General features: G+C 42.6%; 15 protein-coding genes. 2 read left to right on the forward strand and 13 right to left on the reverse strand.

What is annotated here, in order from left to right:
- Nucleotides 1-44: 44 nt before the first annotated feature.
- Entirely contained in the window at nt 45-2594 is a 2550-nt protein-coding gene (locus tag G5B30_RS09140; RefSeq protein WP_165319679.1) for a DUF5686 and carboxypeptidase-like regulatory domain-containing protein, read from the reverse strand.
- Nucleotides 2595-2766: 172 nt separating this feature from the next.
- On the opposite strand from G5B30_RS09140, the gene dnaE reads away from it, so the two are divergent.
- Together dnaE and trxA are read left to right on the forward strand one after the other, a co-directional pair.
- Nucleotides 2767-7185: a DNA polymerase III subunit alpha gene (gene dnaE, locus G5B30_RS09145; RefSeq protein WP_165319680.1), complete on the forward strand. Its 4419-nt coding sequence runs from the start codon at nt 2767-2769 to the stop codon at nt 7183-7185.
- Nucleotides 7186-7273: 88 nt separating this feature from the next.
- Nucleotides 7274-7591, forward strand: a complete 318-nt coding sequence (trxA, locus tag G5B30_RS09150; protein ID WP_165319681.1) for a thioredoxin — start codon at nt 7274-7276, stop codon at nt 7589-7591.
- Nucleotides 7592-7663: 72 nt separating this feature from the next.
- Here the strand turns inward: trxA and G5B30_RS09155 are convergent, their stop codons facing one another.
- The 12 genes from G5B30_RS09155 to G5B30_RS09210 form a co-directional block, all read right to left on the reverse strand.
- Entirely contained in the window at nt 7664-9709 is a 2046-nt protein-coding gene (locus G5B30_RS09155) for a phosphodiester glycosidase family protein (RefSeq protein WP_165319682.1), read from the reverse strand.
- A 2-nt stretch (nt 9710-9711) separates the two neighbouring features.
- Nucleotides 9712-11454 carry a RagB/SusD family nutrient uptake outer membrane protein gene (locus G5B30_RS09160; protein WP_240903164.1) on the reverse strand — a complete coding sequence of 581 codons (1743 nt, stop codon included), beginning with the start codon at nt 11452-11454 and terminating at the stop codon, nt 9712-9714.
- A gap of 11 nt (nt 11455-11465) precedes the next feature.
- Nucleotides 11466-14996, reverse strand: coding sequence for a SusC/RagA family TonB-linked outer membrane protein (locus G5B30_RS09165; protein WP_165319683.1), 3531 nt, complete (start codon nt 14994-14996; stop codon nt 11466-11468).
- A 189-nt stretch (nt 14997-15185) separates the two neighbouring features.
- Nucleotides 15186-16397: a FecR family protein gene (locus tag G5B30_RS09170; protein WP_165319684.1), complete on the reverse strand. Its 1212-nt coding sequence runs from the start codon at nt 16395-16397 to the stop codon at nt 15186-15188.
- A 53-nt stretch (nt 16398-16450) separates the two neighbouring features.
- Nucleotides 16451-17035: an RNA polymerase sigma factor gene (locus tag G5B30_RS09175; protein ID WP_165319685.1), complete on the reverse strand. Its 585-nt coding sequence runs from the start codon at nt 17033-17035 to the stop codon at nt 16451-16453.
- Nucleotides 17036-17210: 175 nt separating this feature from the next.
- The gene (locus G5B30_RS09180; protein ID WP_165319686.1) at nt 17211-20036 is read right to left on the reverse strand and encodes a hypothetical protein; all 2826 of its coding nucleotides are present in this window, start codon (nt 20034-20036) and stop codon (nt 17211-17213) included.
- 8 nt (nt 20037-20044) lie between these two features.
- Entirely contained in the window at nt 20045-21118 is a 1074-nt protein-coding gene (locus tag G5B30_RS09185; protein ID WP_165319687.1) for a hypothetical protein, read from the reverse strand.
- Entirely contained in the window at nt 21111-21926 is an 816-nt protein-coding gene (locus G5B30_RS09190; protein WP_240903165.1) for a hypothetical protein, read from the reverse strand. The genes G5B30_RS09185 and G5B30_RS09190 overlap by 8 nt, the downstream gene beginning before the upstream one ends.
- Nucleotides 21927-22011: 85 nt before the next feature.
- Nucleotides 22012-22584, reverse strand: coding sequence for a hypothetical protein (locus G5B30_RS09195; RefSeq protein ID WP_165319688.1), 573 nt, complete (start codon nt 22582-22584; stop codon nt 22012-22014).
- 172 nt (nt 22585-22756) lie between these two features.
- The gene (locus G5B30_RS09200) at nt 22757-23302 is read right to left on the reverse strand and encodes a hypothetical protein (protein ID WP_165319689.1); all 546 of its coding nucleotides are present in this window, start codon (nt 23300-23302) and stop codon (nt 22757-22759) included.
- A 94-nt stretch (nt 23303-23396) separates the two neighbouring features.
- Nucleotides 23397-24227: a helix-turn-helix domain-containing protein gene (locus G5B30_RS09205; protein ID WP_165319690.1), complete on the reverse strand. Its 831-nt coding sequence runs from the start codon at nt 24225-24227 to the stop codon at nt 23397-23399.
- A gap of 115 nt (nt 24228-24342) precedes the next feature.
- On the reverse strand, nt 24343-25302 hold the full coding sequence (locus G5B30_RS09210) for a gliding motility-associated C-terminal domain-containing protein (protein ID WP_165319691.1): 960 nt from the start codon (nt 25300-25302) through the stop codon (nt 24343-24345).
- Nucleotides 25303-25323 lie beyond the last annotated feature (21 nt).

Here is a 25323-nt window from a genome sequence, read left to right on the forward strand (position 1 = left end):
TTGTTTCCCTCATTTCACGAAAAATCACGTTATTTTCGGCCAGATCAGAAATCAAATTTGACCCGCGCACGCAGACCCCATTCCGACACGGAGGGATGATCCAGGTAATTCAGACGCTTGACCATATCGATACGCAGAATTTTGAAGATATTGGATAGTCCTACACTGGCTTCCATGTAAGGCTCTGTACCAAATGTAAATGAAGAAACTTCTCCCTTGGAGTTGGTCTGCCAGGCAAAAACATCGTCGTTGTAGCTCGGGTTATTCTCCCTACGCAGTCCACCGTACACCCCTTTTACACTAAACACCTCCCGCAGCTGCAGTCGTTTTAAGAGCGGGATTTTATTCAATAAGAACCCGTTCATATAATACTGGACATTTAGCGCCGCATGATGATCGGACACAAATTCCAAAAAATTCATCAGGTTATATGATTGCAATTGATAGGCATATGTTTGATTCGCCCGGTGTATCGTCAACAAAGGAAAAGGCAGGTTGCTCCCCAAAATATAAGCACCATCCAGATTGACATCCGCGTAGCCGAACTGCGACAGGTATACACGTTTGAAGACACCTGCGTTCAGGTTATGGTAACTGTACTGCCCGTCTAAAAACCCTTTGATACCTGCCGTATAATTCAGGGTGAAAATCGGGTATTTGTTAAAAAAAGGTTTACGGTATGATTTTCCCTGATAATATTCCTCGTGGGGTGCCCACCGTAGGCCTACTGAGGCTTCGGTCGTATGAAGATCGTGTACAAAAGACGGCATTCCTCCTTCTATACCCGGCAATTTATATTTTAATACACCGGCAGGCTGCTGTTTCCATTTGCTTAAACCTGCAGCGACGGAAAAGTTGTTTTTAAACTCCACCTTATAGTCGACGCGATAGATGTCGTTATAGAGGTAACTTTCATTTTCTCCCCGTTTCAGGGACAAGAATATATTATCTTCTTGTACAAACTCAAGATTTTGACCAGGTATCTTGGTGTCCCGCTGAAACGAAGCCCGGATGTAATGTTGTGGAAAGGTGTATATGGACTTGTTATTCAACGAGTAGGTACCGCTGAGGAAATATTTCCATTTTTGGTCCAAGAAACCATACGCGGCATAGGCTTCTGAATAAAAACGTGTACTTAGTACATCCGTTGTACGTCCGCCCACACGAAGACGAAATCCCTCGACAGGATTGTAACTGTAAAACGTGTTTACTGGCCCTATTTCTACAGGTCCGGCTTGCTTATAGCCCGCAAGCACCAACGAACCAATATCCATAATTCGACGGAAGGAGGACATCAGTTGCAAGGAGTCAATGTTACGATAGATGTTTTGTTCTTCCGGACTGAGCGGTTCAAATCTTAAATTTGCCCAATAGCTTTCATTACTTTCCTCAACAGCGGGGAGTGGCATTTTCACGACAGCTTCACCCGCATATATACTGTCGGGCTGCTGCTTTCCGCTGATATAATCTTTATAATAGACAATCCGATTTCCGCGAATACCTTTCCCTTTTTCTGTTAATGCAAAATCGATTCCCAGGCTGCTTTTATTCAGGTAGTATTTGTTCCGGTTATCTCTTGCAAAGGCAAGCTCGATCTGAAGATCCCGGACAAAATTGAGGTTGATATCCTCGTTGACCTCCATCTTGACTTCCTGCACCGCATACTGCCCGTCGAGCGTGATGTATAATTTACCTTGGAACAATAGATCTGCCTTATTCCGCGGGAAAAAACTCAGTTCCACCAGCTCCTGCGCTGCTGTCTTTATAGTATCCGTGATATAAAACCGATAAAAGGTAGGTGCTGAATTTGCGATAGGGCTCAAGAACTGATTCGTCAGTAAGGTGATATCATTATCATAAATATCAATGTGTTCATACAGTTTGTTGAAATAGTTGGATATTCCATTGTTGTCCACAAATTTCGGATCAAACTCGGCACGCTGCTCTGCCAGAATATATTGCTTCGTTTTTTGGGGGTCTTTGCGGTAGTAGATCTTTGAAACCTTCTCTTCGATATAAGCCGGCAAAATATATTTGTCCTCCGTCGACTCGCTGTCTTTTTTGAAAAGGAACTGGTATTTCTTAAAGATTTTCTTGTTTTTAAATGTTGAAGTCAGGTTACTCAAACCCAAGGAAATTTTTTCGTATTGTTCGTACTGGACAAATTCCTGCCCCGCCATTCTATTGGAGTCACGGTGAGCGATAACCTGCCGGATCAATTCTACAGCAGGATTATTTTTATTGGAATATTTCAGTCGCGGCTTTTTTACTACAACCTCCTCAATAACATTCTCGGATTGGAGTAGAATCTGAAAATTTGTGTTTTTTGGGGAGATGGCTAAATCCTGGCTGATATAGCCGACATATGAAACCCGCACCGTGGATTTGGAATCGGATATGACCAAGTTAAAATTACCATTGTCGTCGGTATAAGTGCTGTGACTACTACCTACAACAGCTACGGTCGCAAAGGAAATAGCCTCTTTTGTCTGTGCGTCCAATACGCGTCCTCGGATATCTAAGGTTTGGCCAAACGCTTGGGTACAAACAAATAGGGTTAATACATATAATACAGCACGTAAATTTATCTTCATACATCACCACCTTTTTACTTTTGACTATTACATGAAATAGTTCAAAAGTTGTGATGCAAAGTAAAAAGATATTTTGCATAAAATAAAATCCAAAAAAGCAGTTTGACTTTTACATGATAATAGTGGATGTGGTAATATTTGCGTAATTTTGAGTGTCCACTAAAGAGAAGCTATGTATATCATATTTGATACCGAAACTACAGGATTACCCAAACGCTGGGACGCGCCTATTACCGATACAGACAATTGGCCGAGATGTATTCAGATCGCCTGGCAGTTGCATGACGATATGGGACGTCTTATCGAACATCAGGATTACCTCATTAAACCTGACGGTTTTAATATCCCTTATGATTCAGAGAAAATACATGGCATTTCTACGGAATTAGCGCTTGAGCAAGGGGTGCCACTACCCGAAGTCCTGACAAAATTCAACGAAGCTTTAGCTAAGGCCAAGTTTGTCGTCGGCCAAAATATTGGCTTTGACCTCAACATCATGGGCTGCGAATTTTATCGCTATGGCGTGGAAAGCCCGATGGCTAAAATGCCTGTGCTGGACACCTGTACGGAAGTTACTGCTGAGCTGTTACAGTTGCCCGGCGGACGTGGGGGACGTTTTAAATTACCCAACCTGACGGAGCTCCACTCCTACCTGTTTGGGGTACCCTTCGCGGAAGCACACAATGCTACGGCCGACGTTGAAGCGACCACACGTTGTTTCTTCGAGCTTGTTCGCCGGGAGATTTTCACGCCCGAAGAGTTGCAGGTCGATACGGGTTATTTCATCACATTTAAAGAGCAAAACCCTGGGACGATAGCGACAGTAGGGCTGACACATATCAACCTCAAAGCGGCTTCTGATGCGATACGCAAGCGCGAGCAACCTGTAGACACAACGGTTGTTGATGATACGTTATTAGCCGCTTTACAAGATGCACCTTTTGCGCATTTACACAATCACTCCCAGTTTTCGGTATTGCAATCGACGATATCTATCGGTAGCCTGGTATCGGCTGCTATCGAATATAATATGCCCGCAGTGGCCTTAACCGATCATGGCAATATGATGGGTGCTTTTCAGTTCGTCAGCCGGATCATTGGTCACAATAAGGAAGTCGAGGCCAAGCAAAAAGAAGCCTTGGAGACGGGTGAAGCGTTTACAGAGCAGGTCATAAAACCCATCGTGGGGTGTGAATTCTACGTCTGTGAAGATAGAAAGGACAAGACAAGAAAGGACAATGGCTACCAAGTCGTATTCTTAGCGAAAAACAAAACCGGTTATCATAATCTCGCAAAGATGGCCTCTATTGCTTACACCGAAGGTTTTTATTACGTACCCCGTATCGACAAAGAGGTTATACAGCGGTATACGGAAGGGATTATCGTGCTGTCGGGAAACTTGTACGGGGAAATTCCGAACAAAGTGCTGAATATTGGTGAAAATCAAGCAGAAGAAGCTTTATTATGGTGGAAAGAAACTTTTGGAGGTGATTTCTACATGGAAATCATGCGACATGGCCAAGAGGATGAAAACCGTGTGAATGAAACCCTGGTACGATTGGCAGCGAAACATGATGTCAAACTGATTGCCACCAACAATACCTATTATGTCCGGAAGGCAGATGCCCATGCGCACGACATCCTTCTGTGCGTCAAAGATGGGGAGAAGCTGTCGACACCGATAGGTAGAGGACGAGGTTTTCGCTATGGGATGCCCAACCAAGAATATTACTTCAAATCTGCCGAAGAAATGAAAATGGCCTTTGCAGATCTCCCCGAAGCTGTTCTGAATATCCAGGAAGTTCTGGACAAAATCGAGATATATTCTTTAAACAGGGACGTCTTGCTTCCGAAGTTTGAAATTCCCGTAGAATTCCAGGATTCACAAGATGATGCCGATGGTGGCAAACGCGGTGAAAATGCTTATTTACGTCACTTGACATACGTTGGAGCAGAGAAGCGATATCCAGAAATAACGCCAGAAATCCGCGAAAGACTTGATTTTGAACTGGCAACCATCGAGCGTACAGGCTACCCGGGATATTTCTTGATTGTGCAGGATTTCATTGCCGCTGCTCGTGATATGGGGGTATCGGTAGGACCGGGACGTGGATCAGCAGCAGGATCAGCAGTAGCCTATTGTTTAGGGATAACCAACTTAGATCCCATCCAATATGATCTCCTGTTTGAGCGTTTCCTAAATCCGGATCGTGTATCGATGCCCGATATTGATATCGATTTTGACGATGAAGGACGGGGACGTGTCATGCAGTATGTGATCGATAAATACGGTGCATCACAGGTGGCACAGATTATCACGTACGGTACAATGGCCGCAAAATCTTCGATTAAAGACACGGCACGTGTCTTGGACTTACCTTTATCGGATGCTAACGAGATCGCTAAACTTATCCCCAACTTAAAACTGAGCAAGATCTTCAACATGGAGGAGAAGGCCTTGAAGGAAGTATTGCGGTCAGAAGAGATGGAATCCGTAAACCGGTTAAAATCGTTGGCGGATGGTGCCGGCCTGGAAGCGGAGACCATCAAGCAGGCTCGTGTGCTGGAGGGTTCGATGCGAAACACCGGTATACATGCCTGTGGGGTTATCATCACGCCGGATGACATCACCAATTTTGTACCCGTGTCTTTAGCGAAAGATTCGGATCTGTATGTCACCCAGTTCGACAACTCGGTGGTAGAAAGTGCGGGATTATTGAAAATGGACTTTCTGGGTCTGAAGACCTTGACTTTGATTAAGGATACTGTTGTAAATGTCAGATTACGTCATGGGATTGAACTCGATCCGGATAATTTTCCGATCGATGATACCTTGACCTACGAGCTTTTTCAACGTGGCGAAACGATAGGTGTGTTCCAATACGAGTCGCCCGGCATGCAAAAATACATGAAAGAGCTGAAGCCGACGGTTTTCGCCGACCTCATTGCGATGAACGCGTTATACCGCCCGGGGCCGATGGAATATATACCTTCTTTCGTTAAACGTAAACATGGCATAGAACCGATCACCTATGACCTAGATGCCTGTGAAGAATATTTAAAAGAAACGTACGGTATTACCGTCTATCAGGAGCAGGTCATGCTGCTGTCCCAAAAACTGGCAGGCTTCTCCAAAGGTGATGCCGACGTACTGCGTAAGGCGATGGGTAAGAAGCAGAAAGCAGTATTGGATAAGATGAAGCCTAAATTTGTCGGACAAGCGGCAGAAAATGGCCATGATCCGAAAATATTGGAGAAAATATGGACGGACTGGGAAGCGTTTGCGAGTTATGCTTTTAACAAGTCACACTCGACATGTTACGCTTGGGTAGCTTACCAGACGGCCTACTTAAAAGCACACTACCCGGCGGAATATATGGCGGCCGTGCTGTCCAACAATATGAACGACATCAAACAGGTGACTTTCTTTATGGAAGAATGTAAGCATATGGGATTGGAGGTATTGGGGCCTGACGTCAATGAGTCGCATTACAAATTCACCGTAAATGATAATGGGGCTATTCGTTTTGGAATAGGCGCTGTAAAGGGTGTGGGTGCCGGTGCGGTGGACACGATCGTACAAACACGTACAGCTGAACCCTACAAATCCATTTTCGATTTTGCAAAACGGGTAGATCTGCGTGCAGCAAACAAGAAAGCTTTTGAAAGCTTGGCCTATGCGGGCGGATTCGACAGTTTTAAAGATACACATCGGGCGCAGTACTTTTTTAAAGATAGTGATGGACTTACCGGCATTGAGAAAGCGGTCAGATTTGGACAACGTTTTAAAGAAAACGAGCAATCCGCACAAGCGAGTCTGTTCGGTGGTGGTGCGGCAGTTTCTTTGCCCGAGCCTTTGCTTCCCTCCTGTCCACCATGGGGATTGATCGAAAAGTTAAAATACGAAAAGGATGTTATCGGGATTTACCTCACGAGTCATCCTTTGGACAACTATAAGCTTGAAATTGACCACTTTTGTCCGAACAGGGTAGTCGACTTACAGCTCATCAATAAGGTCAAAGCGTCTGAAGTCGATGAAGAGGTGTTGAAGGATTTTAACCGCATCAAAAACAGGGAGATCACTATAGGTGGCATCATCTCGAATGTGGCCCATCGGATATCGAAGGCGGGCAAGCCATTCGGTTCATTCATAATAGAAGATTATTCTGATTCTTTTGATATTGCCATTTTTGGTGAAGATTATGTCAGATTTAAAGGCTATCTCCAAGAGGGATACTTTGTACAGATCAAAGGTTTGGTACAAGAGCGGTTCAAACAGGTGGGCAACTGGGGATTTGAACTGAAAAATATTCAGCTTTTGTCGGAACTGCGCGATAAGTTAGCCAAAAGCTTTACCATCCAGATTGCGCTGCAAAGGCTGGATGAAGAAGTTATCACACATATTGAAGAGTTGATCCAATCTACCCAGCAGGAAGGAGAACAAGCAAGCTGTGCTTTAAAATTCCAGGTCGTGGATGTGCAAGAGGAAATATCGGTCGAAATGCCTGCGAAGGCCACGAAAATTAGATTAACAAACGAACTGTTAGCGGGGCTGGAGGAGCTTGAAGGGATTAAATATAGATTAAATTGATAGCCCATAAATAATATCACATGGGAAGACAAATCCAATGTGGTAGGTTTTATTTATATTTGTGTAATTTACAAGAGAGGAAATAATTATGGCATTAGAAATTACAGATAGCACTTTTGATGAGGTTGTGCTAAAATCCGATAAACCCGTCTTGGTCGATTTTTGGGCCGAATGGTGCGGACCATGTCGTATGGTCGGTCCAATTGTCGAAGAAATTGCAAAAGAATATGAAGGTAAAGCCGTGGTCGGCAAAGTGAACGTGGACCATAACGCGGACATTTCGGTGAAATATGGAATCCGTAACATCCCTGCTTTACTTTTCTTCAAAAACGGTGAGATCGTGGACAAACAAATTGGTGCTGTACCTAAATCTGTTTTGGTAGATAAATTAGAAAAACAGTTGTAGAAGACATTACCGATGTATTAAAAAAGCCTTTGGATGGAAGTCCAAAGGCTTTTTTAATAGGGCTGTAGTATTTTAATAATAATCCTCATAATCCCCTCGCAGGAACAGCCATTGCAGAATAGGATATCCCTTGCTGTTGGTTGTTGCCGCCCATGGGTGAGACGGACCTAATTGCCAACCTAATATACTTTGGTAATTATTAATGTCGCTTAAGAAAGCTTTTGTCTTGGTTTCACCATCATAAGCCGTCTGCATGACCGTAACTTCTCCCGTGACGTAGCTTGAAGATGGTACTAACACACCATTTTTGTACACTTTGACGTCTTCAGAAGCCCAGCAGTTTTCACCCTGTGCGATAATTCCACCGACTTGCCCCATCGTCGATGCAATACGACCTGCAGTTCCTGTAGCTCCTGCATTGCTGATCGATGTGTTGAACGCTATCAGCCCCTTTATTTTGCTATCAGTCCACCCGACAACCCCACCTGCTCCTTTACCACTTCCCGTATTGGAAACGATATTACCTGTGGCAAAGCAATGATCCACCGCGCCACCATCGTAGATAATTCCGGCAATCCCTCCAACCCTGCTATTTCCACCGGTACTGGTTGCCGTTACGTCGGCTGTTGAAAAACAATTGACAATCGTGCTTACCACATTGCCGCTTGGCTTACCAACATTGCCTATCAACCCACCGACACCATCTGTACCCACAACTTTGCCCGTAGAAAAGCAATTCTCCAGGCGGCCTGTCTTGGCCGGAACGTCAGGCGTCTTAACACCCAGATATCCGCCAAAGGCTCCCCCACCATTTGACGATTCCATATCTACATTGACGAGCCCAAGATTTTTACACGATCCGACGAGTATTCCGAAGAAACTACCATAGGAAGTCTTAGCAACTTTTAAATTCTTAATGATATGTCCGTTGCCATCGAAATGCAAGAACCGTTCATAAGGATCTGCGCTGTTCAACGGTGTCCAGCTCCGGCCGATCATATCAATATCAGCCGTCAATTTAAAATAATAAGGATTGGTTTTGGTTCCACTCCAATTCAGACTATGCATATTTTGCAACTGATTAGCCGTGGAAATGAGGAACGGATTATTTTCCGTACCATCCCCACCTGCAAAGTCACCGTCACCGCTCTTCTTTTTCACCAGAATAAAAGTCCGCAATTTCCGTTGCCCATAATGATCTCTCTTTTCGTTATCCGTGGGGTAATTGACTACGCCTTTATATCCTTTATCTTTGATAAACATGGTTGTCGAACCGCCACCATCCATATTTAAGGCATATTGTGGTGCAAAATAATTGGCCATAAATTGTGTCACTTCCTTCGCCGTCATACCCGCCGACTCCGGAAATCTTCCGTCGATCGTAACCAACAAAAGCTTATTATTCTCCGTCAAGGCTACAGCTGTTCGCGGGTGACGCACACCCTGATGCCTTCTGTAATCCTCATAATCCAAGGTATTAAGGTTAATACCTGTTACATCGCCGATAAAGTCCTCTCCAACTTTCTTATAATCATCAATCAAGACGGGAGCACCTGAAAAAATGTTAAGGTAGGAAGAAGACTGATATCCCTCTTTGGTACCATAACCAATGGTGAGATCCTGCCCGGCATTATAGGATATCGCACCCTCATGTTTCCAAAACCGTAAATGTGGATCTGTCAGCGTAATGGGAGAAATAACATTTCCATTCACCTTAATAAAGCTGGCATCCATTTCGTAGGTACCGTTGATACCCGCAATTGCATCCCGATCGGCCGCTACGGCCGATAAAGTATCATTCGCTGCTAAAGAGACAAACTCCAATTCATAATCGGAATCAGTCAAATCCACCTCGACGACATTCACGAACTGATTAGCCGTCTGTGTCTGAATGTATTTTGAAAACTGATAATGTATTAAACCATTTTCCATCGTATCAATGGCCCAACCTTCCTTATCCTTTAGTGTTTCGTGGATTACGGGTGGAACTGGTTCTTTAATTTCCGGTAGCAGATGACCGTACTCCGAATTATCTAATAAGGTCTTGCTGCACCCCAGAATGGTAAATGACAGCAGCAAGAACCAAATATATGTTATACGAATGTTGTTCTTTTTCATGACTAATTCCAATAAGGGTTTTGTTCTAAAATCTCATTCGACAAATGAATCTCTTCCGAAGGTATGGGATACAGGTAATCCCTCTCCTCCCGAAAGCTCCGGGGGATATTACCATGGGCAACGACATTACCATGATCCCCTTCCGATAAAATAATATCCTGTCCGACCTCAAGGAAGAGGCTTGCGGATGAACTTGGCTTCGTACCCTGATATAAGCAGACATCAAGACTTCCGCTATTATCCAAATCATAATCGCCTAAACCTGCGAAATACATACCTAAAAATGGCTTTTCGAATAATTTCCCTACTTTCCAGCGCATGACATCGTAATACCGATGACCCTCCATCACAAGCTCCACAGCACGCTCTCTCCGTATTTCTAAGATCACTCCTTGATTTGGACCCGAAACATTCGGATATCCGGTTTCGGTACTCAATAAATAAGGATCCGGATTTGCGTTAGCTACGGCTAATTTCAAGTCAGGCATCTGTACTCTTCGGCGCAACATATTGACCGACTTATCCAGATCTTCTTGGGTCAGCACGGTCCCTAACTCAGCTTTTGCTTCTGCAAAGTTCAAATAGGTTTCGGCAATCCGGAACAGCGGTATATCTGTCATACTTTTCCCTGCTGCATCATATATCGGTTCCATGCTGTATTTCGTCAAATGATACCCCGTAATCGCATGGGTCAGATTGGGGGCTACCTTTGTCGAACTCCCGATCCGTGTGTAACCAGGTGTGCGGATAGTCTGAGCCATACGGGGATCCCTATTTTGGGTCTCTTCCGTAAACTCCTTCGTCGCATATCCGGGAAGGTCTGTGAACCTTCCTCCGTCTGCCCGCAAGTAGGTATTCACAAAAGTCTTCGAAAGTCCTGGCCGGCCCCGGGTACTGGTGTTCTCGTAATTCTGCACATCATGGAATAAGCCCAGATCAGCGTTATAGTCTCTCGCCAAAATAACCTCCTGACCGATCGCATTTGTATTCGCAAAAAGATCCCGGTATGGCGCGGAGCCTGCCGTATAGAGCGAATATCCGCCATCGTCTATCAGCTTTTCCGAAACCTCCACGCATAAAGTCAGGTATTTTTCAGCATCCGCCAAACCGTGGTATTTCCGGAAGGTTCCCTCAAAAAGCGTTGCTCGCGATTTGAGAGCCATGGCTGTCCATTTATTAACGCGATAAATATTCTTGTCGGTTGATAAATGGGCGATAGCAAAATCTAAATCCCGTACAATAGAGTCGGCAATAAGATCTCTGGAATCCCTCGGCTTGAACAATAATTCATCATTGGATCCGATTACCGTATTAAACCAAGGCACTCCTCCGAATCTTTTTAATTTCTCGAAATAAAAGTACGCACGAAAGAATTTCGCGACTGCATCATATTGATTACGCACCGCAATATCCTTCGTGTTGTGCGAATTGGCCAGCATATAATTAATACGCCGCAGTGCAGTCCACGACCAGCCACCACCGGTAGACGGCACGCTCCGTTGGCCAGAAACGGACTCATTTAAAGGCGTAATAATGATTACGTCGGCGTTGTCACTATAAACGCTCGGGCCGGTAGGCAATATATCCTGATAGAACTTATTGCTATACAGTTGCAATTCTTCTTCATTAGAAAAATACGTATCAGGCGACAACGCCGCCAACGGTATTTTATCCAAATCGCAGGACACCAGAAAGAATACACATCCTCCCAGTATCGTCATTATCATATTCAATTTCGTCATCATAACTATTAGATTTAAAGGCTAATATCTAATCCAAACATAAAAGTCTTTGCCCACGGATAAATTTTGGCATTACTCGTAGCGTCCTTGTATGTATTTTCTGTGGATGCTTGTTCAGGATCAATATATTTGCTTTTTAACTTGGTAAGTGTCAACATATTTTCTCCACTAAAATATAATCGCACCCGCGAAAGGCCTGCTTTGGAGGAAATATTAGCGGGAAGTGTGTACCCCACAGTAATATTCTTTAGCCGGGCATACATCAGGTTCTGTAAATACATCGAATTGGCAACGCCTAATGAACGGTTACCATCGTTTAAGGCAATGTACCCACGGGGCCTTGGAAGATAAGCATTCGGGTTTTCCTCACTCCAGACACGACTTAGGAAATCACTCGGTATAAAAGTAGCGTATGGTCTTGAATAGGGTCCCCAAAAATTCTCCGCATTTATCCCTGGATACCAATGTTGCCTTCCTACGCCTTGTACAAAGACAGCGAGATCAATATTATTCCAGCTTCCACCAAGGTGAATGTTGAAATTATAGCGTGGTAGTGAATTTCCGATTATTCGTCTGTCACCTGGATTATCGACGGTATTATCACCTTGGGATATTTTCTTATCGTCATCTAAATCTTCAAATTTTAGATCCCCAGCATGGAGCCCCTGATCGATAGCAGACGTATTGATAATGGAATTTACAGATTTTTGGTCTACGTCGTAATTGGTTGCTTCTTCATCCGAAAGGAAAAAACGATTCACTTCATAACCCCATATTTCACCAAGCTCCTGACCTTCGTAAAAGTTAGCTAAATTTCTATTAGGGTTATCAAAACGTGTAATTTTTGACGTATTGTCTCCCAATCCTACTCCAAAATAATAATTTAAAGGCTTGCCTGCGAGCCCCAGATTATCTTTCCAATTCACACTCATTTCCCAACCTTTCGTCAAGAGATCCGAAGCATTTTCCTTGGGTATGGATGCTCCATAATAAGCAGGAATAGCCTTGCCTGCGGTAAGCATATTTAAGGTTTCTCGTCGATAAATATCTCCGGTGAAACTTAATCGGTTATTTAATAATTCTAAATCTAACCCGAAGTTGGTCGTATTTACGGTCTCCCAGGTCAGCTTACTGGAATTGGGCGCACTTTCGGTTGCATACGATCCCACAGTACCCTCACCGAATGAATAGGAGAGCGTACCTCCCGCATTAATGGTCTGTAAATAATCATAGTACCCGACCTGTTGATTACCTAAAGACCCATAAGATGCTCTAATCTTTAAACCACTGATTAGCTGTTGATCAAGCTGTTGAAAGAAATCTTCCTTATCTATTCGCCAGGCTGCCGAAAAAGACGGAAAGAATCCAAACCGGCTACCTTTGGCAAAACGAGAAGTGCCGTCATAACGTCCAGCAGCTTCAACAAGATATTTATCTTTGTAGCCGTAATTTGCCCGATAAAAAACACCAAACAACGCATATTCATTCTGCCCACCGTTGATTTCCATCACATCACCCGTCGCTACCTCAAAGTCAGTTAACTGATCGCTTAATAGGCCTGTACGTGCAACTTTGATATCTTTTAAATATTTCGTCTCATAATTATATCCGCCCATTAATTTAATGTCATGTGTATCCTTCAAATTCTTGGTGTACGTCGCATACATATTAACCGCTTGATACTGATGATTTGTTTGAATCTCATATAAACGGTTATTTCCTATTCCGGACGTAATGCTGAGCTCCTCGCCGGGATATTTGGAATAGCCAATATTCGCCGATTTGTTCATCGTCTGATAATTATAATGAATAAACCGGTAACTCGCTCGTACATCAAATCCTTCAAATGGTTTGATAACAGCTTCGATAGTCGGACTAAATTCGCCGATCTTATCCAGATTTTTATGCAAATCCTGTGTCAACAGGGCAGAATAACCATCCATTAACGAATAATTGCTTATCGTGGTGGTATAGACGTTTGTTCCATCCGGATTTACCGGAACGATACTTGCAAGTCCATGTGTCACCGAGCTGTTGAATGTATTTTCGATGCCCCCTATTCCTGGATAAGCATAAGCAGAATTGAAATAAGAGATATTGGTATTGATATCCAACCAATCTTTCACTTTAAAATCAACCCGTGATCTTAAGTTATAGCGTTTGATATTATCGGTGTTTCGGCGAAAGATACCGTCCTGATCGAAGTAATTGCCCGAGAGGCTATAGCTGATCGCATCTGAAGATCCATTGATATTGATATTGTGGGTCTGCATGGGTCTCTTCGAATTAAACAGATAGTTGTACCAGTCGGTATTGCCGTAGTATACGTAACTATCACGACCATCTCTGTTATCGACAACCACCCATGGCCTCTCCGGATTCTCGGTTTTGTCATTCCGCCTTATCCATAATTGATAATAGTCATCATCGGTATATGTGGTATAGTTGGTTCCCGCGTAATGGGAAAAAAACAAGTCATTAATGGCTGCAGAATAATATCCACGTGTTTCAAAATCGGTAGAAGTTGTCGGCGCACTCACCGACATTTGTCCAGAATATGAAATGGAAGACGCATTTTTGCTACCTGTTTTGGTCGTAACCAAAATTACACCATAAGAGGCGCGTGCACCATATACTGCAGCAGCAGAGGCATCCTTCAACACGGTAATAGACGCCACATCGTTGGGATTTATCCGGTTGATATCTCCTTCAAAACCATCAATGATGACCAAAGGGGCAGCATTATTGGATATAGAATTAACCCCACGGATATTGAACCGGCCTGATGCACCTGGACGTCCGGAGGTAAACTTCACTTCCAGATTGGGCACAGTACCTTGCAGTAGCGATGACACATTTGCCGCAGGTCTACTCTGCAAGAGCTTCGAATCGACAACAGTCGTCGCTCCGGTCAGATTCTCCTTCTTTTGCGTCCCATACCCCACCACCACAATGTTGTCCATTTCTTGTATTGCCGGTGCTAAATGAACGTTAAGAGTAGTGTTGTCGCTTACGGATACTTCTTTAGTCTCGTATCCTAAAAAGGAAAAACGCAGTTTTGTATTTGTACCCTGTAATGTTATCGTGAATTTCCCAGCTCCATCGGTTATTGCACCATTGGCATATCCTACTTCGGTGATCGTTACGCCGGCCAGCGGCTGTCCATTTTCATCTGACACCTGGCCCGATACCATGCGCTGCTGTATGATTTCTTCACGAACCATATGAGCCGAAGCTGTTGCTGTTCGCTGCTTGCCAAGGATGATATTCTTATCGACAATTTTGTAAGTGAGCTGATATTTCGCTGTAACATCTTTCAAGACAGCAGCTAAGCTTTCCCCATCATAAGAGACATCCAGACGAGCGTGTACAGGAATCATCGATTCGTTGTAAAAAACATTATAGCCCGTCTGTCTATAGACTTCGTTAAATAACTGCTCTACCTTGATATTACGTTTTTGCAGGGTGACCGTCTGTCCAAAAGTCAGCGCACAGACGTGTAGATTAGCCACCAAGAGTAAAGGAACAACTAAAGACAATTTCATGAAAACTGAAATTTTAGGTGGAAAGCCCTCCTTATAAGAAAGGTACTTCCCGAGTTTTTTTTCATACATTTGTATTCGATTGATTATTAATTGATAACAGGTTATTTTCAATCCCAGGTCATTTTGACCAAAAATCAGGAGCGGTCGCAACGCTCCTGTTTTTTGCTCATAACGAATTCCGTGTACATATTACTTATCCACGATAATCCTCCTTCCTTCTATTTTAAAATGAACACTTCCGGTTAATTCGATCGATTTGAGTAACTTGTCAATTTGCTCAAATCGGGATATCGTTCCGGTAAAATAATCATTAGAAAAAGTATCTCTATAGTCAATTTCTACATCGTACCAGCGGGATATACTTTCCATCACTTCCCGTATGGTGGATCTATGAAACGAAAAATTCCCGTCTTTCCAAGCCGTGGCATATAACGGATCCACCTGATTGATTGCAAATGTCTGCTTATCATCACTAAAGATCGACTGCTCATTGGGTTTCAACACTACACTTTTCCCCGGATTATCCCATACGCCTAACCGTACTTTCCCTTCCACCAATGTCGTCTTGATCCGACTGTGATAGCTATCAATATTAAATATCGTCCCCAAAACCTCCAGTCTCTGGTTTCGTGCCTGCACAATAAAAGGTATAGACTTGCCTTCTTTTGTCCGTTTTGCAACTTCAAAATAACCTTCACCTTTCAATTCCACTTGCCGCATATCATCCTCAAAAAACACAGGATATTTTAAGCTACTTTCAGCATTCAACCACACGTGGGTACCATCTGGAAGCATAATTTGGTATTGTCCTCCTTTTGGTGTAATTATCGTGTTGTAGGCTAATGGCCTGTTGACAGTTTTCCGATGGTCGTATCTGTAATACACCGATCCATCGCTATTTTTTACGATAGCAAAGCCCTTCTCCTGAATGATTGTGTCCCCTTCTATTTGCTCCAGATCAATTGCCCGGCCGTCTTCAAGTACAATATGGGCACGATCTCCACCGGGAACAATAGCATATTGGAGGGAATCAGTTTGCGTTTGCTGAGCGATCTGAACATAAAATACTTCTTTATAGTAAATAAATGGGAGGGTCAATATCAAAATAACAGCAGCTGCAACCATCCACTGCCTCTTGAGTACGCGTGCAGCTACTTCCGTGGTATTATTTTCCGTACGTTGAATAATCCGTGGGTCATGTATAATTTGTTTATACAGATCTTCTTTACGGTTGGGTGAAGATATTATATTTTCTTCGGGAAGATCGTCATAGATATCTTCGAGGATATATTGGTTATCTGGGTCATGTAAGAGGGAACGTAACAACGTCACTTCTTCAACGCTACATCGTCCCTGATGATAACGTATTATTAACTCCTTCAACTGTTCGTGGTTACTCATATTAGGCTTTGTCTTCTATATAGATACACGCCTAAGCAGCCCGATAGTACTAATCAAAAGATATCTTTTATAAAAAAAAGCAGAAAAAATAGGTTATCCAGCTTGAAACGGACAATTTTTGATGCATTGGCGATGTGGTTGCGCACCGTATTCTTGGAAAGCCCCACGGCATCGGCAATTTCATGATATGATTTTTCGTCGAACTTGTTCATTTTGTAAACGAGACGTTGTTGGGTGGGTAGTTGGTCAATGATATCATAGATTACACGGGTGATATCCTTTCCTTCCATACTTTGCTGACTTTCGTCACTCTGTTCCTCCCATTGGTGACGCAAGTCTTCTCTGAATCGTTCGCGGGATATCTTTCGACGAAAATAAGAGATAGCTTGCCTTTTGGAAATGATATAAAGATAGGGGTATATTCCTGCTGCATCTCTCAGCTTCTCTTTATGTAAAAACAATTGCACAAAGGACTCCTGCACGATCTCTTCCGCAACTTCAATTTCCCGACATAGACGATATACTTTTTGGATAATCAGATCATAATAGACACCATAGACATATTTGAAAATATGTTCATCGCCCGATTGGAAGCTCAAAAACTCATCTGCCGTCAATTGTTTTATACTGGACTCCATCTTATGACTCTGTATGTCTTAATTTATTCCTTTTAAAGGGTTTGAACTTCTTAAAAAAAGCTAAAGGTTAGTATTCGCCAACTTTATTTTAAACACAAATAGAATTTAAATTCACAAACTGGTTTTACTAAGGTAGGGAAATTTTAGGAAAATCAAAAGAAATGTTGGGTGTATGCTATCGCCCCCGACCAAAACGCTTGATTTCAAGCTTCTTCGACCGTACTTTGAGCCGGAATGGTTGTAGTTTTATCGGTTCATTTTCTTTAACCGTGATTGATTGCAAATTATCTTCCATATAGATATTAGCGGATAAATCGCTTTCTCGTATAAAAACAGCGTATCTGCCTTGTGGAAGATGAAACTCAAATTCACCCGTCCGATCGCTACGCACTTCAAACAATCTTCCATTTTCGCTCCTTGCGACAACTGTATACCGGTCTAACGATAAATCTGCCGCAACGCTCAGTTTTTCATCAAAGTCGATCCATAAATATCCTTTGACGGAGCTTACTTTTTGCAAAGGAACAGCTATATCCATTGATCTACTGTGGATAGATACAGACCGCGAAACACCCCGGTATCCCTTGGATGCAGGTAAGAAAAGCATATAGTCACCATATGGTATCTTCTTAAAGGAAGATCGTCCGTTATGGTCGGTGACGAAGTGAATATTCCGCACCATAAAACCATACCCAGTGGCTACTTCATCTCCTTGATCGAATACTTCGTTATTATTGTTATCGTAATAACAAAATATCCGAAATGTACCGGTGGGCACGGACGGTTTATCTAAATTCTGACTTTTCAGATTTTGGCGTATGCCCAAACGCACATTGGCAAACTCATACGGATAACCCGTCGGCCCACTAGAATAATTGTATCTAAACGCACCTGTTATCAATGTATTTTTTGTTATCCGATAATTTGCGCCAATATTTGTCGTATAGGCGTTTCCGAAATTTGATGTCAGACTTGTCGATAGACCCGTGTTCCAAGAAAGTTTCTTTTGTATTAGCGCACCATTGTAAGATACGCCAAAGGAGGTTCTGGTATCAAAAGGCAAATCCAGCAGCTGACTATTAAGAATCTCAAATACCTGAAAAGCTCCACGTTGGAAGAGGCCAAATGCACCGAAAGAACCATAATTATATGAAAAGTTGCTTCTGAATATAAAATGATCTTTGTCTTCAGTATCGACCGTGATCACCCCTGACTCTACAGTCAGAAACATATTGTGTTTGTAATTTTTAGAACGGATATTAGCAGAACTCAATATTTGCCAGGAAGTAGTCGATAAATCCTGAAGTCCTTGCTGCATAAGATAACCTGCACCTTCGCGGTTATAACTGGGCTGTATATTGATTCCTATAAAAGATGATAACGGTTTGCTTATTGTCAGATCGATTTTTGTCTGTCTTGTATGATAAGGCGTTAATCGTGTGTTGATATATTCAGGCGTGTAGCTGGAATACATGAGGCCCATTCCATAACTTGCCGTCCCTTTTCTCCGGCTCAGGCGTTGTGTAAGCTGCAAGGCACCCCTCCTATTGCCGGGGTAATAAGCCGTACTGTAAAAGTTATCGCTTGAATAAGCCCATTGTGTACTGTGCCCTATTAATTTAATCCCCACGGCTGCCGAAGGTTGTGCTACACTGGGCTCCGTTTGATTTGCGATGGCATAATTTACACCCCCGCCGACATATCCTCTGAGCTGAATTTTGTCCGCCACTTGCGGTTTTAACAAATCGAACATATTCGTCCATAATAAGCTACCGGTGCTATCTATCTTATTATTATCAAAGTATACCTGCCCTTCATAGCGCTGACGGTCGACATCCTGATCTGCCATAACAAGCCTTATAAAGCCGGTCATACCTGGGGACCCAGCATTATAAAGCCCCAATAAATCGTTTGTCTTTTCTACAATTCCGGCAGAAAAGTGATTGCGGTTTACGGTATCCTGAAAACTGAACCGGAGTCCCCGGCCATAGAAGGGTGCTTCCAGATTTTCCTGAATATTGCCCAGGACAACTGCTTTATTATCTCGCTCGTATTCAATATAGGTGTTATTGATGTTTGGTCGATTCCATGTGGTACTCCATTGACTCGCATAGAGGCTGTACCTCAACTTGCCATCGGACAAGCGGTATGCACCTTCTGAACGCATATTATAGAGCTGGGTTCCTCCGATATTATGGTCCAGTTCCAGATCGATATAGTTTTTAGAATAACCGGACAAATAGTTGTCTACAGCGTACATCCGACTATAGTTACGACTGGAAGATACATTCGGAAAAACCAGCGTGGTATTACCAAAAACATCGTTATTTGCATATATACCACTTATACTTACTGTATATCGGGGCAAATGAAGCATATATTTTTCAACAAGAAATCCCATTTGCACCAACGTATCCCTGCCGGAACGTAAAGACAGCGATATCGATCGGAATTCGCGATCTCCTAGGCGGTCGGGCGATGAAAATATTAACCGGACCGGTTCATCTGTCGTACCGTTATTGAATATCCGCAATCGCATATATACCGAGTCGCCTACATGTTGTAGATATTGCAGTTCAGAATGGTCTTGTATGACTACCGATCTTTTCTCAGGCACTTCTATATCGACCGTCTTTTGTACCATATCTTGATCTTGCTCATCTACTAACGAGACTATCAGCTGTTGCCCCTGTAATGAAGTGAGTACTGTACTTCTCAACTTTATGGACAAAAAACGATTTTTACCCGCCACAATGTGAATAGGCATTTTCGTTTCACCTAAGCTCAATAATCCATTTGGCAACGAGAGTTTGATATAGCCCTTGAAATCCGCATGTGTTGTATTATGTAATCCAACATCCAATGTATTGAGTCCTGTATTCAGGAAAATGACCGAATCCATATGCACATTTATTCCTGACGATAACTTCTGTGCGGAAGCAATGTTACCGTAGAAAAAAGCTATAATAAAAAATAGCACATGATAGAGTCTATTTTTCAAGAGCATCGTCAACGGGGGATTAGCAAATAGAGCAACGACACTGTATAGGTACCTGGTTTCGAAGTAAGCACCTGGTGCCTAGTCAGGTTTGCCTTATATTCTAAATTAAAATACTGGGCATGTTTTTTATCGTCTGATAGACCTGACAGCGCCACTTGCTCATTGGATGATAATACAATAGCCGGATTTGACACGACCGTCTTAGCATCTCGTCCCGGCGTGAGACGTAAAGATAAAATAGACAAAGGCATAATTTCTCCGTCACTATGAACAAACTCCGGCTCCATAGATTTAATACGAAGTTCAAAGTCGGTCATTGCATGTACTTTGACCGCATCAGTCAGCACCTGCGACACGCCCTGTACGTAGTCTTGGTCTGAGGCAAAGCTTAAGGTGGCATTTGCGGCCTCCGTACCTATCTGCAGGCTGTAATCCGGCTCTACATCGACTAAATTACCATCGGTAAGACGAGGTAAAACACGTATCATGTAGAAAATCTGTTGCGTCCCGATTATTCTTCCCTGTTCATCGTATAGGGTATATAAAAGCGGTACGCGATAGGTAACGGATTTATATTGATTGGGGCTGGTATAATCGTCGAGATATTTGCCGGAACTTATTTTTAGGGATCCAAACAGCGTAAAGACGGAATAATGGCTTCCATAGGAATTTATGGGGGCTTTGGAGCGGTTTATCAGCAAAACCTCATTGGCGTTTTGCAAAATAATATCATTTAGGCTCACGCCTATGCTCCGTAGATTCGTCTGTGTATGATTGTCATCCGTTCGCCATCGCAGGCTGATTTTGTCTGCCGGGAAAGGCTTTCCACTTCTATTCGGGCCTCCTTCGACGACTTCAATCGGTGCAAGGATACGCGCTGACAGCGACCAATTTTTAACAGCAATATTGTTACCGTTGAGCTGGAATTGGAATGTATTAAAACGTTCATGACTCTCGATTCCCAAATACGAGGTAATCTCCAGGTATTCGTTAGACCAGGCGACAAACCTCAACTGTGCGGTCACGGGCAGGGCTACCAGCAAGCTGAAGAGCAAATAGATGAGTGGCTGCACCCTATTCATACTTAAATTCTAATTCCGCGGCCTTAACCAGGTTTTGATCACCATAAAATAACATAACCGTCGCGATGTAGTCTCCTGCAACAAGCTCTTGAGGCACCGAAATATACTGTTTCCGTTTGTCATGTGGCAGACAATAAAAACCGATATCCTCAACGATCGTCTTTTTACCGTTATCTTGATTAATAAATTCGGCACGTATCTGTCCTTCCATCCAAGTGTTACCGGTCACGTCATACGACAGCTCTAAAAATTTGCCGGCCTGATCAAGAGTCGTATACTTGAGATTGGTAATCTCCAAATCGGTATTCGCCTGCCTGTTAAATCCATGGTAGATCTTTATTCCTGCCCGGACAGCCAAACGGATGTTAGCCCCCTCCTGTTCTGCACCCGCCCGAGGGTTTAGCTGCGTAACAAAAAGCATAGCCGTATGTACCGGAATCGAATCGGAATAAGAAACTTCTTTAGGCACCTGCATATTGACCTGCAATCTTTTGGATTCGCCCGGCTTCAATGCAAAAAAAGGTTCAGAGATCGACAGCCAGTCTACACAACTCGTCTGTAAACTTCCTCCGGGCTTGATCATATTATCGCCCATCTCTGAATATTCCCAATCTTCCAATGAAACGGCAAGCTCTAAGGTATAGTCCTTGCTCGGATTGGTGACATCAACATACTGGGTCTGGCTCTGACCCGCATCCACGATATAAAAGACACGGGGCGGTCCCACGGTTAGTCCGGTCTGCCCCACAACCCTATGCATCAGACACATCGCAAAAAAAACAACGACAATATGTAATGTGGTTTTCATAGATAATCTCTTTTTTTAAACAGCGAAAAAGCAAGTACCTCAAAGATACTTGCTTCTATATATTAATTAACTGTTATCTTTAAATTTAGTTTGCAGCGATGGTATATACGACATCCACGGTATAGGTTGCAGTCGAAGTTTTAGTGGCATTGTCACCCAACAGTTGTTTGATCTGACCTTCGTTTAACTCTTTTGCTCTGTAGTATACATCTACATCTTTGTTCAGCACCGAAGAAGATGCGTTGCTACCGCCCACATTATCGAAGTCCATGGCTGCTGCACCTGTTTTTTTGTTCGCAGCACTTCCGACACCAATTTCCAATAATTGACTGGCATCCATATTATCAATACCTGATCCGTCTTTTTTCGCGAATTTACCACCGTTTGAAAGTTCGGCTCTAACCCGATAACCGGAACCGATCGAAGTTACTTTCAATTGATCTGCCACCAAAGTATCCACACCCTTCGTATAGTCCTCTGCACTCTTGTACTCTAAAGTCACTTCGTCAAATGCTGAACCGTCATTTGCGCCTTCTCCTAAAGAAATGGACAATGTGGGATTAAGAACGACATTTACTTTTACGTTGGCCGATGACTGCGCTTTTGCACCCAAAACTGATACTGCTACAAATACGATTGCTAAAATTGTGTTTTTCATTTTTTATTTTCCTTTTTTCTTATTTCTATTTTTTTGTTCGGTTATTCCCCTTATCCGACAGGACAAAGTTCAGCAGAATAGCGACCTCAAAAAAGATGAAAAAGGGCATAAAAAATATAAATGTGTTCAAACATGTAGTTATTTTACTACAACATGTAGTTGTTCTACTACATTAACGAACCTCTAAGCTATAAATAATGGTATTGGTAAAGGTGGTAGCTCCCTGTTTTGAGGCATATTTTAGAAACGCCCCATCTCCGGGCCCATGAAAAGACACATCAAAAACTTTATTCAAAGCAGGTTGATCTTCCAAGATAAAACTTTTGTCTTCTGTCGTCAGTAGTGAGGTTTCGAGGTGGGAAGTGCCTCCATCCTCGGTCGGTAGAGCTGCAATGCTCACATCGGGCAAATGCATAGCTTCGTCGGTTTCTCCTGTTATTTTAGCATATTCTTCATTGGCCAGGCGGGCATTTACCACATATGGCCCTGTACTAAATACAGTAAGGTGTCCCTTATTTGTCACCTCCACACCATCCTGATAATCTTCTGCGGTATTGTATACCAAAGAAGAGGTTGTCTGTTCGGGGTTAACTGTTAAGTTTAATAAAGGTCTCAGAACAATACTCAAACTTACTGCGGCATTCTCAGATTGTGCTCTTACGGCAGGCATTCCTAATATGCATGCGAGAACTAAACCGATGATGCCCGTTGTTTTCATAAGTTAATGTTATATCATACTACTAAAGTAACAACTTTATTCGATTCCGCCAACAGCATCCCGATAAAAAATAAGGTATAAACTCTAAAAGGAGCTATCCATGCTTAGTTCGGTGCAATTTGCGGTATTCGGTAGGCGTCATACCTACTTCTTTCGAAAAAAAAGAGCTGAAGTTGTTTTCATCAAAAAAACCATATTCTCGGCCGATTTCTTTAATCGTTTGATCCGTATATATTAGTTGCCATTTGAATTGCGTGATCACATAATCTGTTAATATTTCTTTCGGTGTTTTTCCCAGCACCTGTTGTGTTGCTTTTAACAACCGTTTTCCGGTGATATTCAACTTATCTGCATAATATTTGACTGCTCTACTCTGCTGAATATGCCGGACTATCAAATCTTTAAATAATGTCGTAAGAATGTGATCCGCATCGTCGATATAGCCAAAAGTCTTTCCTTCCGTTCCGTGTATCGTGCACTGGAGCATAATCTGTTCTATTAGATTATGTGCCAAATCACGGTAAAGGGCGTTGTCGCAATTTTTAGATGAAACGTATAACATCGTGACAATATAATTTACATAGGCCTGAAACTCGGTTGGAACCGTGAAGCAAAAATAGCCGGCATCCGGAAAAAGCATACTAGTTTGTAAAAATTCGGTATCATGATGACTTCGATTGTAAAAGATATTCGTAAATGTCAATATATTGTTATCTTCCGTATCTTCGTCGATAGCAAAAAGACAATTCGGTGAAACAAAGACAATGGTATTTTCAGGGATCGCCGTCCGTTTCTTATTAAAATAAAAATGATTGTTCTTATCTACCAAAAGAATGCTATATACACCCTTGCGCTGATGGTTAATAGACATACCATCTAGCGGTAATAATGTTTTCACCTTACCTATACTAAACTCTATCTGCATTTCATCCTCCCTTTCTATATTAATAGCTAAAAATGATAATTTTCTATGGGGTATAGAAAACTTACTATTCTCGAATATACTAAAAAAAAGAGAAATTCTAAAAAGAACAGGATAATCAGAAATGAGAAATTTTCCGCATCAACAACACATATCCTTTATCGCGATGCACTGTGCCTGTCCAATCTTCAATTTCGAGATAATAGAAGTACGTGCCTTCATTTAGATTTTCACCCGACCAATCATTTCGGTAATCTATGGATTTAAAGACTTCATTACCAAATCGATTAAAGATAATCAGCTTATTCCTTTTAAACGCCTTCAATCCAATGATTTCAAAGGTATCATTCTTTCCGTCTCCATTTGGCGTGATTACATTCGGCACAAAAAGCGTGATAATATTGACGGTGGCCTCGTCTTTATTGTTTGTTAGATCAATATCCTGTTGTCGACTCGTAGCGTGAGCAGTCGTAATGGCTTGGCCGGAAAATTCCCCACGTACTTTTATCCATCGTGAGGCCGACTCTTTTGCCTCCAACCTCGGCAGCTTCCAGATCAGTTCCTTTTTACCCGAATTATATTGCAAGTCTGAATTCATCCCTTGTGCTTCTCCTATATAGGTCAGCTGTCGTGGCAGTTTAAATGTTATTAACAGTTCGTCTGCCGCGGTATTACTGTTATTAAGGACTAGGAGTTGATAGTTGAATTCCTGCGAAATTAAAGCTTGTTCTCTATCCGGCAAATTACGTATTTCAATATCTACGTGTACATCTTCCGCCAATGGATCAACAATGATTTCTACAGGATCCGAAATATCCGAATTACATCCATCGCCCAAAGCGATGACATTGTATGTCCCTCCTTCGGTAACCACGATACGGGATTCATGTGCGCCATTCATGCTTTCACCATTATGGAACCAGATGTAAGATAGGGCATGTTGCGAGTCTGCACGAAGCGTCACCTTTTTCCCTTTCACAATACGCAAGGCCTGCTGTTGCTGTGCCACAGTCTGCTGTAACGCAAATAGCAACACAACAACAACAGAAATGCTGTTTATCAAACTCCAACCTTGCATATTTCTGAATAATATTACGGA

This window comes from Sphingobacterium sp. SGG-5 (assembly GCF_011043525.1).
Classification (GTDB): domain Bacteria; phylum Bacteroidota; class Bacteroidia; order Sphingobacteriales; family Sphingobacteriaceae; genus Sphingobacterium.

What these genes read in the sequence shown, in the direction of transcription:
- G5B30_RS09140 (WP_165319679.1), bottom strand. Translation starts at nt 2,594, where the DNA reads ATGAAGATAAATTTACGTGCTGTATTATATGTATTAACCCTATTTGTT.
- dnaE (WP_165319680.1), top strand. Translation starts at nt 2,767, where the DNA reads ATGTATATCATATTTGATACCGAAACTACAGGATTACCCAAACGCTGG.
- trxA (WP_165319681.1), top strand. Translation starts at nt 7,274, where the DNA reads ATGGCATTAGAAATTACAGATAGCACTTTTGATGAGGTTGTGCTAAAA.
- G5B30_RS09155 (WP_165319682.1), bottom strand. Translation starts at nt 9,709, where the DNA reads ATGAAAAAGAACAACATTCGTATAACATATATTTGGTTCTTGCTGCTG.
- G5B30_RS09160 (WP_240903164.1), bottom strand. Translation starts at nt 11,454, where the DNA reads ATGATGACGAAATTGAATATGATAATGACGATACTGGGAGGATGTGTA.
- G5B30_RS09165 (WP_165319683.1), bottom strand. Translation starts at nt 14,996, where the DNA reads ATGAAATTGTCTTTAGTTGTTCCTTTACTCTTGGTGGCTAATCTACAC.
- G5B30_RS09170 (WP_165319684.1), bottom strand. Translation starts at nt 16,397, where the DNA reads ATGAGTAACCACGAACAGTTGAAGGAGTTAATAATACGTTATCATCAG.
- G5B30_RS09175 (WP_165319685.1), bottom strand. Translation starts at nt 17,035, where the DNA reads ATGGAGTCCAGTATAAAACAATTGACGGCAGATGAGTTTTTGAGCTTC.
- G5B30_RS09185 (WP_165319687.1), bottom strand. Translation starts at nt 21,118, where the DNA reads ATGAATAGGGTGCAGCCACTCATCTATTTGCTCTTCAGCTTGCTGGTA.
- G5B30_RS09190 (WP_240903165.1), bottom strand. Translation starts at nt 21,926, where the DNA reads ATGAAAACCACATTACATATTGTCGTTGTTTTTTTTGCGATGTGTCTG.
- G5B30_RS09195 (WP_165319688.1), bottom strand. Translation starts at nt 22,584, where the DNA reads ATGAAAAACACAATTTTAGCAATCGTATTTGTAGCAGTATCAGTTTTG.
- G5B30_RS09200 (WP_165319689.1), bottom strand. Translation starts at nt 23,302, where the DNA reads ATGAAAACAACGGGCATCATCGGTTTAGTTCTCGCATGCATATTAGGA.
- G5B30_RS09205 (WP_165319690.1), bottom strand. Translation starts at nt 24,227, where the DNA reads ATGCAGATAGAGTTTAGTATAGGTAAGGTGAAAACATTATTACCGCTA.
- G5B30_RS09210 (WP_165319691.1), bottom strand. Translation starts at nt 25,302, where the DNA reads ATGCAAGGTTGGAGTTTGATAAACAGCATTTCTGTTGTTGTTGTGTTG.